General features: G+C 59.5%; 14 protein-coding genes and 1 tRNA gene. 7 read left to right on the top strand and 8 right to left on the bottom strand.

Annotated elements, in window-relative coordinates; genetic code table 11:
• Window positions 1–88 precede the first annotated feature (88 nt).
• Together PR018_RS05945 and PR018_RS05940 are read right to left on the bottom strand one after the other, a co-directional pair.
• Complete coding sequence (locus PR018_RS05945; RefSeq protein WP_142828863.1) at window positions 89–2,221, bottom strand: mechanosensitive ion channel family protein; 2,133 nt, start codon at window positions 2,219–2,221, stop codon at window positions 89–91.
• 127 nt (window positions 2,222–2,348) lie between these two features.
• Window positions 2,349–4,250: a potassium transporter Kup gene (locus PR018_RS05940; protein WP_142822498.1), complete on the bottom strand. Its 1,902-nt coding sequence runs from the start codon at window positions 4,248–4,250 to the stop codon at window positions 2,349–2,351.
• A 266-nt stretch (window positions 4,251–4,516) separates the two neighbouring features.
• On the opposite strand from PR018_RS05940, the gene PR018_RS05935 reads away from it, so the two are divergent.
• The 4 genes from PR018_RS05935 (at window position 4,517) to PR018_RS05920 (ending at window position 7,159) form a co-directional block, all read left to right on the top strand.
• Window positions 4,517–5,191, top strand: a complete 675-nt coding sequence (locus PR018_RS05935) for a cysteine hydrolase family protein (RefSeq protein ID WP_142822497.1) — start codon at window positions 4,517–4,519, stop codon at window positions 5,189–5,191.
• A 351-nt stretch (window positions 5,192–5,542) separates the two neighbouring features.
• On the top strand, window positions 5,543–6,430 hold the full coding sequence (locus PR018_RS05930; protein WP_142823579.1) for a cation diffusion facilitator family transporter: 888 nt from the start codon (window positions 5,543–5,545) through the stop codon (window positions 6,428–6,430).
• Window positions 6,431–6,708: 278 nt separating this feature from the next.
• Window positions 6,709–6,879: a hypothetical protein gene (locus PR018_RS05925; protein ID WP_153816474.1), complete on the top strand. Its 171-nt coding sequence runs from the start codon at window positions 6,709–6,711 to the stop codon at window positions 6,877–6,879.
• A gap of 103 nt (window positions 6,880–6,982) precedes the next feature.
• The gene (locus PR018_RS05920) at window positions 6,983–7,159 is read left to right on the top strand and encodes a hypothetical protein (protein WP_153816475.1); all 177 of its coding nucleotides are present in this window, start codon (window positions 6,983–6,985) and stop codon (window positions 7,157–7,159) included.
• 22 nt (window positions 7,160–7,181) lie between these two features.
• On the opposite strand, the gene PR018_RS05915 is transcribed toward PR018_RS05920, so the two are convergent.
• The 6 genes from PR018_RS05915 to PR018_RS05890 form a co-directional block, all read right to left on the bottom strand.
• Window positions 7,182–7,258, bottom strand: a tRNA-Arg gene (locus tag PR018_RS05915).
• A gap of 51 nt (window positions 7,259–7,309) precedes the next feature.
• Complete coding sequence (locus PR018_RS05910; protein ID WP_142822494.1) at window positions 7,310–7,615, bottom strand: ETC complex I subunit; 306 nt, start codon at window positions 7,613–7,615, stop codon at window positions 7,310–7,312.
• Window positions 7,616–7,795: 180 nt separating this feature from the next.
• Window positions 7,796–9,451, bottom strand: coding sequence for a phosphoethanolamine transferase (locus PR018_RS05905; RefSeq protein ID WP_142822492.1), 1,656 nt, complete (start codon window positions 9,449–9,451; stop codon window positions 7,796–7,798).
• Window positions 9,452–9,637: 186 nt separating this feature from the next.
• Entirely contained in the window at window positions 9,638–10,324 is a 687-nt protein-coding gene (locus tag PR018_RS05900; RefSeq protein ID WP_142822490.1) for a thermonuclease family protein, read from the bottom strand.
• Between the two features lie 134 nt (window positions 10,325–10,458).
• Window positions 10,459–10,734, bottom strand: a complete 276-nt coding sequence (locus PR018_RS05895; RefSeq protein WP_142822488.1) for a hypothetical protein — start codon at window positions 10,732–10,734, stop codon at window positions 10,459–10,461.
• Between the two features lie 137 nt (window positions 10,735–10,871).
• Complete coding sequence (locus PR018_RS05890) at window positions 10,872–11,066, bottom strand: hypothetical protein (protein WP_142822481.1); 195 nt, start codon at window positions 11,064–11,066, stop codon at window positions 10,872–10,874.
• 348 nt (window positions 11,067–11,414) lie between these two features.
• Here PR018_RS05890 and PR018_RS05885 point away from each other — a divergent pair, with 348 nt between their 5' ends.
• From PR018_RS05885 to PR018_RS05875, 3 genes are all read left to right on the top strand, one after another.
• Window positions 11,415–12,773 carry an extracellular solute-binding protein gene (locus PR018_RS05885; RefSeq protein WP_142823578.1) on the top strand — a complete coding sequence of 453 codons (1,359 nt, stop codon included), beginning with the start codon at window positions 11,415–11,417 and terminating at the stop codon, window positions 12,771–12,773.
• A gap of 96 nt (window positions 12,774–12,869) precedes the next feature.
• A complete protein-coding gene (locus PR018_RS05880; RefSeq protein WP_142822479.1) occupies window positions 12,870–13,754 on the top strand; it encodes a carbohydrate ABC transporter permease in 885 nt (294 codons plus the stop codon).
• A gap of 7 nt (window positions 13,755–13,761) precedes the next feature.
• Window positions 13,762–14,676, top strand: coding sequence for an ABC transporter permease subunit (locus tag PR018_RS05875; RefSeq protein WP_142822477.1), 915 nt, complete (start codon window positions 13,762–13,764; stop codon window positions 14,674–14,676).
• The last annotated feature ends 41 nt before the right edge of the window (window positions 14,677–14,717 follow it).

Raw genomic sequence — 14,717 nt, 5'->3', positions numbered from 1 at the left:
CACACGTTCACATAAAAGGCCCGGTGTCGTTCAGTTCGACGCCGGGCCTTTTTCATATCGGGTGGATGCTGGTGTGACGCACGTCCGCCTACTGCGCCGCCTCGCCCGCAAGCTTCTTCTGGGCGAGAGCATTGTTGTTCGAGGTCAGTGCTGCAACCGCCTCAGCTGCCCGCTCGTCATTGCCGACACGGACTGTCGGCGAGGCAAATTCGATGCCGTTGGCAGTAAAGGCCTCGCGGATCAGCGCCAATGCGCGACGCCGGATCATCGACTGCTCGCCGGGCTTTGCCATGACCGCGAAGCTCAGGTTAATACCGTAGTCCCCGAACTGCTCGACACCTTTCATCTTGAGGGACTCGATAATCTTCGGCCCCAGTTCCGGATCTTCGAGCAGTTCCGCGCCGATGCCTTTCACCAGCTTTTTTACCACAGCGACGTCCGTCTCGTAGCTGACCGAGATCAGGAACTTGTCGATGACCCAGTCACGCGACATGTTCTCGACCGCCCCGAGCACGCCGAAAGGCACGGTGAAGATCGGGCCGCGGTGATGGCGCAACCTGACGGACCGCAGGCTGAAGGATTCGACGGTGCCCTTGTAGGTGCCGCTCTGGATGTATTCTCCGACCCGGAATGCGTCGTCCGTCATGTAGAAAATGCCGCTGATGATATCCTTCACCAGCGTCTGCGATCCGAAGCCTATCGCAACCCCGAAGATACCGGCGCCGGCGATGAGCGGCCCGACCTCGATGCCGAGTGCCGAGAGAACCATCATGGCGGAAATGGCGATGATGAGCATCGCGAGGAAGTTTCGAAAGATGGGAAGTAGCGTTAGCAGCCGGCCACTGCGGGCAACTTCGGCGTCATTGCCTTCGTGGGCACGCGCAAGGGCGAGACGGTGGTTGATCAGCGCCTTGGCGATCTGCCAGACGATATCGGCCGCCAAAAGGATGACGATGCCCGTCAGGGCGCCGCGAATGATGCCCGCGACTTGCGCATTTTCCACCATCGCGCTTGTTTGCAGGCTGACGATCATGGTGAGCCACAAAATGGCTACTGCGATGATCGTGGCCCGCAGGCCGCGCTCGACCAAGACCTGATAGACGGGGCTATCCGCCCCTCCCGGTCCTCCCTGAGCCGCAAAGGCGCTTCGAACGACCCCGGACGATATCCGCAGCGCTGCAGGGATCACGATAACGTAGGTACAGAGCAGCATCATCACATCCAGCCCTGCCACCCATAGCGCCCAGATGACGCAAAGCCAGAATGTCGCCAGCCAGTGGAATATCCCTTGGTGGCGCGGACGATCGATCGGTCGTGGCCGGCGCCAGACGATCTCGATGGCAATGGCCAGCAGCCCGACGCCGATGGCATATCCGACGGCAGCCCGCACCGGCGCAAGAAAGCCGAGCGCGCCCATGATACCTTCCGCCGCCCAACCCACGAAGAATGTCAGCGTGAACACGACGACGCGCGAGAACCAGAACCGCGCCGCTGCGTCGTCCATCGGGATCAGGCGGGCCTGTGTCGTAGCGGACTTGGCGGCTGAGGGCGCCAGGACGATCCGGCAGAGACGTATCACCAGACGGGCGGCGATCAGTCCCAGAAGCGTCGGCACGATCAGGTCCAGCAGCAGTGGCGGCCAGCTCACCATCAGGAACATGCCCACGCTGGCGATGGCGAAAATCACCAGAGGCGCCAGTTCGCCAAACAGGTGGCGACCGAGCGTATGGATGCTCCGCACAGGTGTCGGATCTCCGGGGATGGCGGAACGTCCGGCGTGGAGGTGGCCGACGAGAAGACTGAAACCGTACTCGGCAGCGAGGCCCAGTGCCACCAGCAGCAGGAACAGCAGAAAAACGTGCGTTGCGCTCCGGTTATCGACCCCCGCCATGATCGTCGTCCCGGCCCGGGAGAATTCGCCGGGAACCAGCGGGATTGCCTCCCGGACCGCGAGAAGGTGGCCCTGAACGCCGTTGAGCAGCGTCGTCAGCGCGGAGGCTGACATGTTGGGCATCATCGCAGTCGTGGTGGTGGAGGGCCTCTGGGCGGCGAGCAGAGCACGAACCTCGGGGTCGTCGAGCAACTTGATCAGCTGGTCGACCTTCTGCTGGCCTGCAGCCACGGGAGGAGCTTGCTGGGCATGCGCCAGCGTACCAGCCAACAGGATGGCGACCAGCGCTGCCATTTTCCAAAGACAGTAAAATATTTTGGCAAACGGCATGGGCAGACGATCCTCCCGCAGTCAGGCGAAGTTGCGTTGTGTCAATGCAACCATGTCACCGTTTCGGGAGCGAAAGAAGCAGCAATTTCTGCTTCCTCGATATGCCACATCGTCTGACGGGCAGGTCCTAGATGATGACCTGCTCGCCGATCTCGACCACGCGGTTATTGGGCAGGTGAAAGTGATCGGAAGGATCGATCGCAAGGCCCGCCATGCGAATGAACAATCGGTCCTGCCAGAGCGGCATGCCGGAGGTCGGGCTACCCACCAGCTTGCGGCGACCGATGTAGAAAGAGGTCGTCATGATATCGAACTTGAAGCCATCCTTGCGACAGAGGCTCAGGGCCTTCGACACATCCTGCGTCTCCATGAAACCGAAGCGCAATTCCATCTTCATGAACCGCTTCGACAGCGATTCGATGATGTAGCGCTCGCCTTCCGGGACCATCGGTCGAGGGATGGTCTTGATCGTCAGGATGATGTTCTGGTTGTGAAGTGCGTGGTTGTGCTTCAGGTTATGGAGCAGCACGTTCGGGGTCAGATCCGGAAAGCTGGTGAGAAACACGGCAGTGCCGGGCACGGAGACGGGCGCGTGGTTGCTCTTGCGCTCGATAGAGCCAATGAATTGCGTCAGCGGGACGTCGTTGCGGGCGGCCTTCAGCTTCAACAGGCCGGTGCCCTTTCGCCAGGTCCACATCATAACGATGAGTGCACCGGCGATCAGCACGGGAATGTAGCCGCCTTCGGTGATCTTCAGCAGGTTTGCGGCAAGGAAGATACATTCGAGCGCCAGCAGCGGCAGCAGAACGGCAAGTGCCGTTGCCAGCGACCATTTCCAGAAAAGACGCACAAACTGGATGGAGAGGATGGTCGTCACCACCATGGCGCCGGTCACCGAGATGCCGTAGGCGGTGGCGAGAGAATCCGAACTCCTGAACAGGAAGATGAGCCCGAGCACGCCGATCAGCAGGATGGCGTTGACGGTCGGCAGGTAAATCTGCCCGGTGTTGGTTTCGGAGGTAAAGCAGATTTCAAGGCGCGGAAGAAGACCCAGGTGGATTGCCTGCCGAGCTAGCGAAAAAGCGCCGGTAATGACAGCCTGGCTGGCAATGATGGTTGCGCAGGTAGCGAGGATGACGACGGGCAGCAGCGCCCAGTCCGGAAACATCAGGAAGAACGGATTGGCGGCTGCGGCGCGGTCATGCAGAACCAATGCGCCCTGCCCGAGATAATTCAATGCCAGCGACGGAAAGACCACGAAAAACCAGGCAGCCTGGATCGGCTTGCGACCGAAATGTCCGAGATCGGCGTAGAGCGCTTCAGCACCCGTCACCGTCAGGAACACGGCGCCGAGCACGACAAGCCCCACCGTCCCGGCATGGGCGATGAAGCGGACGGCATGGATCGGGTTGAGTGCGGTCAGAATGGAGGGGGACTCGATGATATGCGACAGGCCACCGAGGGCGATCACCAGGAACCAGAGAAGGGTGATAGGACCGAAAAAGCGCGAGACTGTGGCCGTGCCGCGCGACTGGATGGCAAACAGCAAGATCATGATGACGACGGCGATCGGTACCACATAGGTCGAGAACACCGGGGTCACCAGCTTCAGCCCCTCGACGGCAGACAGCACCGACAGAGCTGGCGTAATCATCGCGTCGCCGATGAACAGGGCGGTGCCGATCAGCGCTGCAAACAGCAGGCCATTCTTGTAGCGGCTCGATTTCTTCGCGAGCAGAGCAAGCAGGGAGAGCGTGCCGCCCTCGCCGTCATTGTCGGCACGCAGCAAGAAAAGAACATATTTGAACGTCACGATGACGGTCAGCGTCCAGAGCATCAGCGACACGAGGCCGAGGATCTCGCCGCGTGTCACGCCGTCTTCGACAAAGGGTCGCAGTGCCTCACGGAAGGCGTAGAGCGGGCTCGTGCCGATATCACCATAGACGACACCGATGGAACCGATCATCGGAAACAGGATGCTCGGCAGGCCCTTGGCAGGTGCGGAGGTATCGCGCGGCACGGCTGTCATCGTATCTCCGGCCCTTCAGAGCCCTATTCATCGAAGTTGATGGTGAGGCAACGCATATGGCGATCAAATGTGCCGAAGACAACTGATGTTTTACTGCCGGCGATTCTTTCGAACGCCCGAGCCTAACATTACCGTTCAACTTTGCAGCAAGCTTGTCTCTTATGCCACTCGACAAAGTCCACAGATAGCCCGTTCACGTATAGTTTTCGTTACATTCCCCTCATCCTTGGTCAAAGTAGCGGCGATAACCGCTCCGGGAGAAGTAAATGAGGAAATCGAAGACATTACGTAAAACCGCAACCCCTGCCATGATCGCTGCGGCGCTGGCCTGCAACGTCGCCTTATCCGGTGCAGCGTCGGCGCAGACGATCATCGATACCTGGAAAGAGGTGAAGGTACCGTCTCCACCCGAACTCAAGCCGGTGAAGGTCGATCTGCCAACAACAGCGTTGCTGCTTCTCGATTTCAATGGCGCGCAGGATCCGACCAAGGGGCCATGCAACAGCAAGACCAAGCCCCGGTGCCTAGAGTCGCTTCCAAAGGTTGCCAAGCTGTTGTCCGAGGCGCGCGCCAAGGGCATGCTCGTGGTCTACAGCCTCGCAGGCGCCGGCACCAAAGCCGACATTGCCACCGTTCTGGCGCCTCGGGATGGCGAGGCGATCGTCAAATCCGGCCCGGACAAGTTCGTCAATACCGACCTCGACAAGATCCTGGCAGCCAAGGGGATCAAGAGCGTCATCGTCACCGGTACGGCATCCGAGGGAGCCGTGCTTGCGACCGCGAGCGACGCTGCATTTCACGGCATGAACATCATCCTGCCTGTCGACGCTATGTCGTCGACCGAACTCTATGCCGAGCAATATGTCGCGTGGCACATGACACACGCACCGGGCGTCGCGGCCAAGACGACATTGACGGCGATCGACATGATCTCGTTCTGAATGTGGAGGGCGCTGGAAGCAGCGCCCGTCCCGACCAGGCCTTGATAGGGTGTGACGCCACACGCCATGCAGGTGGCAGGAGTTGCTGCATGCTTAATGCAACTCATTCCCATTCGCACAATCTACCTGCAAGTCATTCTTATTACTAGATAAAAGCCATTTTAGCGGCTTGACAGCCGATGGCGCTTTTCTTATCTCTCGGCTCAGGGGATTGCTTTTCAGGAACACAGTATGACGCTCGCGCATCAGCGCGCAGTGCATCTTCCGTTGTTTTTCATAGAGCTTTCCGTCTTTTGTCAGGGCACCGGTCACCTCAACGACCGGATTGCGCTGCCGGCGGAGTAGGAATTGATGGACCGGTCACTGAAAATCGCACTCGGCAGTTTCGTTGTCAGCATCGTCGTGCTGGCCATTAAATATGCTGCGTTCTGGATCACCGGCAGCGTCGCGCTGTTCTCCGACGCGCTGGAGAGCATCATCAACGTCGTCACCGCTATGGCCGTCATTTTCGCTATCAAGGCAGCCGCGGTGCCGCCGGACGAGCAGCATCCCTACGGTCACCACAAGGCTGAATATCTCTCTGCCGTAGTGGTCGGCACAATGATCGTCGGCGCCGCAATTGCCATTCTCAACGAAGCCTATCATGGCTTCATCGCCCCGAAGCCGATCGATGCACCCTGGACCGGCATGATCGTCAGCACCGCCGCCACGATCCTCAACATCGGCTGGAGCTACGTCCTCATAAACCAGGGAAAGCTCCACCGGTCGGCCTCCTTGGTCGCCGATGGCAAGCATCTGATGGCGGATGTCGTCACCTCGCTCGGCGTGCTCATCGGCGTGGCGCTGGTAATCTTCACCGGCATCATCCAGCTGGATGCGATCATTGCCGCGCTGGTGGCGCTGCATGTGCTGTGGAGCGGATGGGGCGTCATCCGCGAAAGCGCCAGCGGCCTGCTTGACGAAGCCGCCCCGCCCGAAGAACTTGCGCTGATCCGCGGGGTGATTTCCGCCAATGCCAGCGACGCTCTCGAGGCGCACGCTCTGCGGACACGGCATGCCGGCCGCGTCACATTCATCGACTTCCACCTCGTCGTCCCGACCGCAATGACCGTCGGCGACGCCCATACGATTTGCGACAGGATCGAGGCCGCCCTGAAGCAAGCCGTGTCGGGCGCTATCACGACCATCCATGTCGAGCCGGAAGACAAGGCGAAGCACAAGGGCGTGATCGTTATCTGAGGCCTGGCGCCCTAGCATTCCAGTGTTCGAAGGCGGACCACGGTGGCCCACGACGTTCGAATGCCCTCCTACAAAATGCTAAATTTGACATTATTTAAATTAGAATATTCGAACGTCTTGTATATGGCGAAACTTCGCCCATAAATTGTATCTGGGATATTGATTCTTGGAGCTGCAATATCGGGGGCATGATGAGCAGACTGTATTTCGAACCATCCAGGGGACCGACTACCCGCGAAGCGGGAACTTACTCCTGGAACCTCGCGACGAATACAATCATGGCCAGCGCCAGCGTCGCTCAGCTATTCGACCTGCCAGCCGATCGCGTCAGACGTGGCCTGCCGATAGAGCGGTTCATCGAAAAGGTGCATGCGGAGGATCGAGGTGCCGTCGCGAGAGCGATCCACGAGGAAATCATCAGCGGCAGTCCCTATCAGCAAAACCTATAGGGTCATCGACGGCGACGGGAAAACGACGCGGGTGATTGCATACGGCCAATGCTTCCGCGATCCCGCGGGCACCCCATCCCAATACGCCGGCATGATATTCCCAGTGAGCAATGCGACACCCGAGTGTCCTTCCACAGCACTTTTGCGGCTGTGCCAGACCGCCCGGAACGCCGCTGAAAGCGCCAACAACCACCCCGTCAGCCAACTGCTGGAACTCGCCGTCGCCAGCCTGACGTTGCCAGAGGCGGCTCCGATTACGGCGGCTGTCACGCGGCATTAGGATTCTGATATTCTGAAAAAAGTGGTGACCCCTGCTGGATTCGAACCAGCGACCACCTGCTTAGAAGGCAGGTGCTCTATCCAGCTGAGCTAAGGGGCCGGATGTTTTTGCTGCATTGAGATGGCAGCGTGGCGAACGGAGCCTGATGAATCAGTGCGTCCAGGGCTGGTTGCGATTGAAGCGAAAGTTGTCGGTGTAGGAAACAGTCTGGCGGACGGTTTCCTTCGGCGGGATTACCCGATACTCGATGCCGTTGCGGGTTGCGTAGGCCTCGGCCAGCTCCTGGCTTTCGAATGAAAGCTTCAGTTGCTGGCGCATGTCGTCGGACGAGGTGTAGCCCATGATCGGATCGATCTTTCGCGGGCTTTCCTGGTCAAACTCCAGAACCCAGCTGTGGGTCTTGGCCTTGCCGGATTGCATGGCGGTCTTCGCCGGACGGTAGATCTTTGCAGACATCGCTGCTCGCCTCCGAAAGAGCGGATTTCCCGCCGTTGCTGTCTATGTTCCGCAGATGATATCGCAAACACTGTCCGCGGCTAGGCATTGGGCTTTGCTTAACCGCGAATCCCTCTGTTTTCAAGCAAAAAGGCGAAGGCTGCGACACGCCCGCGCTGGCCTTTCGCAGCGCCGCCGCCGCTATCCCGGACTTGGCGCCCCAGCCACCTTTTTCCGGCAGCTGGCGAAGATGTCGAGGGCGGGGTCATAGACCTTGGTGCCGATGTCCATCAGGCCGAGCACGCTGTGAAAGAAGTTGTCGTGGGAGTAGGACGCCCCTGCCCTGGCCAAAAGGCAGGCCATGTCGAAGCCGGCAGACGCCTGCAGGTCGCCTGCCAGCCAGACGAGAAACGGCACACGCGTCTGCTCCGCCGGGGCAATGACATAGGGTGCGCCGTGGAGATAGAGGCCGTTTTCGCCGAGCGATTCGCCATGGTCGGAGACGTAGATCATCGCGCCCGCCACGTTGCCTTGATGAGCCTTCAGCCTGTTGATGACCTCCGAGACGATGTGGTCGGTATAGAGGATGGAATTGTCGTAGGCGTTGACAATCTCTTCGGGCTTGCAGCTTCCGAACTCGGCAGCGCGGCAATCCGGGGTGAAGCGCCGAAAATTCTCGGGATAGCGTAGGTAGTAGGCAGGGCCGTGGCTTCCCAGCTGGTGGAGCACCAGAACGCTGTCCTGCTTGGCGTTGGCGAGGTAGTCGTCGAGCTTGTCGAGGAGGATGGCATCGAGGCATTCGCCGTCCTTGCAGAAGCGCGGATCGGCCGCCTTCGGCAGGAAGGTGTAGGGCACGCGGTCGGCGACGCCATAAGCGCCGGTGTCGTTGTCCAGCCAGGTGACGTTGACCTTGGCATAGGAAAGCACATCCAGCAGGTTCTGGGTCTCCAGTCCCTTGCGGTGGCTGTACTCGGCGCGGGCGTAGATGGAAAACATGCACGGGATCGAGGTCGCCGTCGCGGTGCCGCAACTCGTCGTGTTGGGGAAATAGACGATATCCTGCTTCTTCAATTCCGGATTGGTATCGCGTCCGTAGCCTCCGAGCGAGAAATTCTGCGCCCTCGCCGTCTCGCCGGCGACGATGATCGTGACCCGTGGCTTCTGGCCCGGCGCAGTCCGGTGCGCGTCCGTGCCGATGGGGGCGGCAACGATGTTACGGTCTCGTTCCGTGCCGACGAGATATTTGACGGCGCTGACGATCGGCACGAAGGGGTTGAGCGTCAGGACGAGATCCGGGTTCTTGCGGCCGACGGCAGCGTAGGTGCGCGAAAAGCTAAGGCCGGCTACCACGAATATGGCAAGGCATGGGGCAATGACTGCGAGATTATAGCCGAGCTTGCTGAGAAACGGCCGATGAAGGACCCGCACCCAGATGATGAAAAGCGACGGCAGGATGCCGGTCAGGATCACATGGGTGGCAAAGCCTACCGTGATCAGGTGCCCCGCCTCGGCTGTGGTCGTCACCGCCGCATTGCGGATCATCTCGCGATCAATGATCGTTCCGAACTGGTCGGTGAACCAGGACGATACCGAGGCTACCAGGACGAAGAAGACCAGCGCCGGCTTGATCAGGTACTTTGCCGAGGGAATGATCATCACGGCCGATATCAGCGCGCAGACGCCGACGACGAAAGCCACGAAGGCGATAGGATCGCTCGAGAGGTAGGTGTGAGCCCGCGTCCAGAATGTGTAGTTGGTGAAAAGGACGATGTAGAGGCTCGTCAACAGGCAAAGCGTGACGCTGCCTACTCGTGGACGGAATGAATGGCGCCCGCCCCCGCCGGCATGATCGGTCAATAAATCTTCTCCAGATGGAAAGACAGGGACGACTTCTGCAAGCCGCCCGGAATCGGTACTGCCCTAGACCCCACAAAAGCGGCGGCACTTAGGTGAGTTTCCTGACAGCTACCTGAACAGGCGGGACGTGCACAGAAATAGAGCGTGCCTTATCTCTCTGGATAAAGTTTGCTTACCAGCTGAAGGTCAGGCGCACCAGGAAACAGGGCGGTCCATGCGACGGTGGGCGAGGCCCTCGCGCACCAGGGTATCCCCGAAGGACTGGCCGGCGCGCAGGACGCGACGCTGCGTTGTGCCCGCAGGCTCTGTGGTCGACGATGCCGGCTGGAGCGTAAACGGGCCGGCGTTGAGCAAGGAGAGAAGGCGCAGCTTGGCGGCATTGGCGCGCCGCTCTTCCTCGACGCAACGCGAGGGGCCGAGCGTCGGTGTGTCGATATCGGCAATGCGGATCCTCGTGCCGCGGACCCAGAACGTGCTGCCGTCGAAGACGCAGTTGATATGCGTGCCCTGGCCGCAAAGACCGAAGCTTTCGGAGACGGATGTCGCAGTCAAGGCGGAGGCCGGCTGCGGGCTCGGTGTCGGAACGGGCATGGCGACGGGAATGGGCGCTGGCGGAACCGGGCTGTTGTCCACGGCACGGACGGCCGGAGCCTGCGGCCTGGCAGCCGGTGACGGGAGGGCGGCTACCACGGGTGCAGCAACGGTGCCCTTTGCCAGGGTCGTCAATTCAGGCTTGATGGACTGCCAGTGATCGTATCCGACAATCGCCAGCACTGTCGCAACGGCCAACCATGGCAGAATGCTTCCGCCGCCGCCGCTTTTCTTTTTGGCCGTCCTGCGGGCTGGTTTTCGCGTGCTGCGCCTTTGTGCCATTATCCGCTCCTTCACTAGCGAGCGGCATTATCCCAGCCAACCCTTTCCGAAAGGTTGGCGCCGGGGTGGAAACAGGCTGACCGAGATCGAAGATCTCGCACACTTTGGGATATCTCGGGGCGACAGGTTTTTGACTAGCGGGCGTGAAACAAAGTGCCGGTTACGAACGATTTGAAGAGGACGCCGCTCTGGTCGTTATTGTCATAGTAATCGTCACAGCCGTGGAAGCGGTGGTCGCGCCGGTGGTGATCATGATGATGACTGCGGTTCCTGACCTGAATGACGTCTGGGGTGCCGGTCTGCACCGAAGTCACACCAGAAATCGGCATCGAGGCCGCCGGAGCGACGGTCATGAGTAAGATAGAAGCGCCGAAGACTGCGGCGGTGGCGATCTGGCGGACATTTATCATGTCGGTTTTCCCTAAAAATGCTAGTGGGCTATCCTAATGCGGATCGCACATCCTGTCACGGACCACGTCCCATCCCGTAAAAAAACCCGGCTGACTTATCATCAACCGGGTTTCCATCAAAACGACTGGCCGGCCGTTTAGCGGCAAACGCGCATCTTCTTGACGACCATATGACCGTGGCGGTCGCGGTGCTTTACCGTCTTCATCATGCAATGCTTCTGGTGCATGCCGTGCATATTGTGACGCATGGACATGTCGTCAGCACGAGCAGCTACGCCCGACGAAAGGGTTGCAGCCAGTGCAACTGCGGAAGCAAGAATAAAATTGCGCATTTTGGACCTCATTTGGAATTCACAACGCCATAACGGCAAAGAGTTACAAAGGGTTCCTTCTTATTCCAGGGATCACGAAAATGTGCATGACAGAGCGCTGAGGGTCAGTGGCTGGCAGCGGAGCCCGCGCAGTCGATCATGCCTTGTCATTTTCGGTGCTTGCCGGTCGCCTTCGATCGTCTCTCCGACGGTGCGTCACAGCCTGTCCAGAACCATTTCGCGCCGCAACATCTGCCCGCAATAAACTGTCACACAGCGTGTCTATAAAACCGCTGCCAAGGGCTGCGTGGGGCCTGCAGCCTTGTCGATCAAAAGGAAATAGGGATTATGTTCAAACTCAATCATTATATGGGTCTGCCGGGCGTGAAGCGCTGCCTGACGGCTGCTGGCGCTGCGGCGATCAGCCTGTCGCTCGCTCTGCCGGCTGCCGCTGCGCCGGTCAAGTTCGACTTCTGGTTCGGCCTGTCGGGCGACCTAGAACGCGTCGTCCAGCAGATGTGCAAGAACTTCAACGAGTCGCAGAAGGACTACGAAGTCGCCTGCGTCAGCCAGGGCAACTACGACGCCACGCTGCAGAACACCATTGCCGCGTTCCGCGCCGGCAAGCAGCCGGCCGTCGTGCAGGTCTATGACGCCGGCACGGCATCGATGATGCTGTCGGGCGCGTATTATCCTGCCGGCAAGCTGATGGAAGAAAACGGCTACAAGATCGACTGGAACGACTATTTCCCGGGCATCGCCCGCTACTATGCGACCTCCAAGGGCGAGCTGCTCTCCTTCCCGTTCAACTCCTCGACCGCTTTGCTCTACTGGAACAAGGACTCCTTTGCCAAGATCGGCAAGACGGAAGCACCGAAGACGTGGGAAGAAGCAGCCGACGACATGAAGGCGCTGAAGACCGCCGGTTACCAATGCCCGATGGCGATCAACATCTCCAACAACGAGAGCTGGCAGTTGATGGAGCAGTTCTCTGCCATCCACAACCAGCCGATCGCAACCAAGAACAACGGCTATGACGGCCTCGACGCCCGCCTGACGGTCAACAAGACCCTGTTCGTCAAGTACGTGACCGACCTCAAGAGCTGGTATGATCAGGGTCTCATCAAGATCAAGAACAAGGATCTTGGCCAGGACATGGTCCAGGCCTTCGCATCCGGCGATTGCCAGATGATCATGACGTCGGTCGGCGATCACGGCACGGTCGGCAAGACCCAGAAGGCCGGCATGGCCTGGGACGTTGCCGAACTTCCGGTCTATGCCGGCACCGAGCGCAAGAATTCGCTCGTCGGCGGCGCTTCGCTCTGGGTTCTGCAGGGCAAGTCCAAGGATGAGTACAAGGCCGCGGCTGCCTTCCTCAACTTCATCCACGATCCGAAGACCGCGCTCTTCTGGTCGACCAACACCGGCTACATCCCCGTTACCAAGTCGGGGTTCGATTACATGAAGTCCACCGGCTTCTACGACAAGGCACCCTACAAGGGCCGCGAAGTCGCCATCGCGAGCCTGACGGCCTCCGAGCCTACGCCGATCACCCGCGGTATCCGTCTCGGCAACTTCACGCAGATCCGCGCTGAATTCGGCACCCAGATGCAGGCGATCTTCTCCAACAAGGTCAGCGTCAAGGAAGGCATCGACAACCTCGTCAAGAACGGCGACGCCAACCTCGAACGCTTCGAACAGACCTACAAGGGCAAGACCCTGCCCTGATACCGAATGCTCGCAAACCGGCGCCGTCCAACCTTGGACGGCGCTTTTTTATCATGAAGCACAGTTCTTCGAGCCCGATGCCTGCCGGAAAAAATCATGGAAAAGCGAACAACATTCAACAAGTCGACCATCGGTATACTGTTCGCGGTACCGCAACTCCTTCTCATCTTCACCTTCTTCTATTGGCCGGCGGGTCAGGCGGTCTTCTGGTCGCTGACGCTGCAGCAGCCCTGGGGCGGCGGCAATATCTTCGTCGGACTCGACAATTTCAGATCGATCCTCACCAATGCCGAATACTGGAACTCGGTCAGCCGCAGTCTCGTGTTTGCGGCAATCAGTACCGGCTTGTCGATGACGGTGGGTCTCGTGCTCGCGGCTCTGACAGACAGGCAGTTGAGAGGCTCGAAGTTCTACAGGGTCGTGCTCATCTGGCCGTACGGAATTGCCGCGCCCGCGCTTGCCCTTGCCTTCCGCTTCATCCTGGCACCTGAAGCCGGCATCATTTCCGTGGTGAACCATTGGTGGCCGGGGCTTTGGGATCCGGGCCTCGATGGTTTCGATGCGATGGCATCCATCATCGCCGCGTTTTCATGGAAATACATCGGCTACAATTTCATCTTTTTCCTCGCCGCCTTCCAGAGCATCCCCCGGTCCCTCATTGAAGCCGCCGCCATGGATGGTTCAGGTGTCATGCGGCGCTTCAAGGACATTCAGTTTCCGCTGATCACACCGACGATCTTTTTCCTGCTCGTCATCAACATCACCGAGAGCTTCCAGGACTCGTTCGGCATCATCGACATCATGACATCGGGAGGCCCAGCAAACTCCACGAACCTGATGGTCTACAAGATCTATTCCGATGGCTTCAAAGGCCTCGATTTTTCCGGCGCGGCTGCCCAGAGCATCATATTGATGGCCCTGATCGTCTTGCTTACCATTTTCCAGTTCCGCTTCATCGAGCGGCGCGTGCACTACCGCTGAGGCAATCATGGTCGAACGTACCCCCCTATTGGACTTCTTCACGCACCTGATCCTGTTTCTAGGATTTTTGGTCGCCGCAGCGCCCTTTGCCATGGTCGTCATCGCGTCGACCCACAACCTGACCGATGTCAACCAGACACCGATGCCGTTGATTCCCGGCAGCGATTTCTGGGTCAACATCAAGACTGCCTGGGTCAACGCCAACCTTGGCTCGGTTTTGCTGAACAGCATGATCGTCGCCGTTGGCGTTGCCGCCGCCAAGGTTCTCGTCTCGGCGCTGACAGCCTTCTCGATCGTCTACTTCCGCTTTCCAGGCCGCAATGTGATGTTCTGGATGATCTTCATAACGCTCATGCTGCCACTCGAAGTCCGTATCGTCCCGACCTACGCCGTCGCCGCCGACGTGCTCTCGCCGTACCAGACCATATTGGACGTCACCGGCGTGACCTGGCTCATCCAGACCCTCACCGGCGTCGAGCTCAAGATGAACTTCGGCCTGCTTAACTCCTATCCGGGCCTGATCCTGCCGCTTGTCGCGACCGCCACCGGCACCTTCCTGTACCGCCAGTTCTTCCTGACGATACCGGACGAGTTGACGGAAGCCGCCCGCATGGACGGTGCCGGTCCGGTGCGATTCTTCATCGATATCCTGATGCCGTTGTCGCGCACCAACATGGCGGCGCTCGGAACGATCATGTTCCTTTGGGCGTGGAACCAATATCTCTGGCCGCTGCTGGTGACGACCGATCCCCACCGCTACGTCGTCGGCACCGCGCTGCAGAAGCTGGTTCCGAACTTCGGCGGCATACCGGAATGGAATATCGCCATGGCCGGAACGCTGATCATGATGCTGCCGCCGATGATTGTCGTTGTCCTGATGCAGCGCTGGTTCGTGCGCGGGCTGATCTCCACGGAGAAGTAAGCCTACTTCCCTTCGACCCAGACCAATATGATGGCGGGCCT

It is taken from the genome of Rhizobium rhododendri, from assembly GCF_007000325.2.
GTDB lineage: Bacteria > Pseudomonadota > Alphaproteobacteria > Rhizobiales > Rhizobiaceae > Rhizobium > Rhizobium rhododendri.
Note: the sequence above shows the minus strand (reverse complement) of the source record. Positions and strands in the feature narration are given on the sequence as shown.

What these genes read in the sequence shown, in the direction of transcription:
- PR018_RS05945 (WP_142828863.1), bottom strand. Translation starts at nt 2,221, where the DNA reads ATGCCGTTTGCCAAAATATTTTACTGTCTTTGGAAAATGGCAGCGCTG.
- PR018_RS05940 (WP_142822498.1), bottom strand. Translation starts at nt 4,250, where the DNA reads ATGACAGCCGTGCCGCGCGATACCTCCGCACCTGCCAAGGGCCTGCCG.
- PR018_RS05935 (WP_142822497.1), top strand. Translation starts at nt 4,517, where the DNA reads ATGAGGAAATCGAAGACATTACGTAAAACCGCAACCCCTGCCATGATC.
- PR018_RS05930 (WP_142823579.1), top strand. Translation starts at nt 5,543, where the DNA reads ATGGACCGGTCACTGAAAATCGCACTCGGCAGTTTCGTTGTCAGCATC.
- PR018_RS05925 (WP_153816474.1), top strand. Translation starts at nt 6,709, where the DNA reads ATGGCCAGCGCCAGCGTCGCTCAGCTATTCGACCTGCCAGCCGATCGC.
- PR018_RS05910 (WP_142822494.1), bottom strand. Translation starts at nt 7,615, where the DNA reads ATGTCTGCAAAGATCTACCGTCCGGCGAAGACCGCCATGCAATCCGGC.
- PR018_RS05900 (WP_142822490.1), bottom strand. Translation starts at nt 10,324, where the DNA reads ATGGCACAAAGGCGCAGCACGCGAAAACCAGCCCGCAGGACGGCCAAA.
- PR018_RS05895 (WP_142822488.1), bottom strand. Translation starts at nt 10,734, where the DNA reads ATGATAAATGTCCGCCAGATCGCCACCGCCGCAGTCTTCGGCGCTTCT.
- PR018_RS05890 (WP_142822481.1), bottom strand. Translation starts at nt 11,066, where the DNA reads ATGCGCAATTTTATTCTTGCTTCCGCAGTTGCACTGGCTGCAACCCTT.
- PR018_RS05885 (WP_142823578.1), top strand. Translation starts at nt 11,415, where the DNA reads ATGGGTCTGCCGGGCGTGAAGCGCTGCCTGACGGCTGCTGGCGCTGCG.
- PR018_RS05880 (WP_142822479.1), top strand. Translation starts at nt 12,870, where the DNA reads ATGGAAAAGCGAACAACATTCAACAAGTCGACCATCGGTATACTGTTC.
- PR018_RS05875 (WP_142822477.1), top strand. Translation starts at nt 13,762, where the DNA reads ATGGTCGAACGTACCCCCCTATTGGACTTCTTCACGCACCTGATCCTG.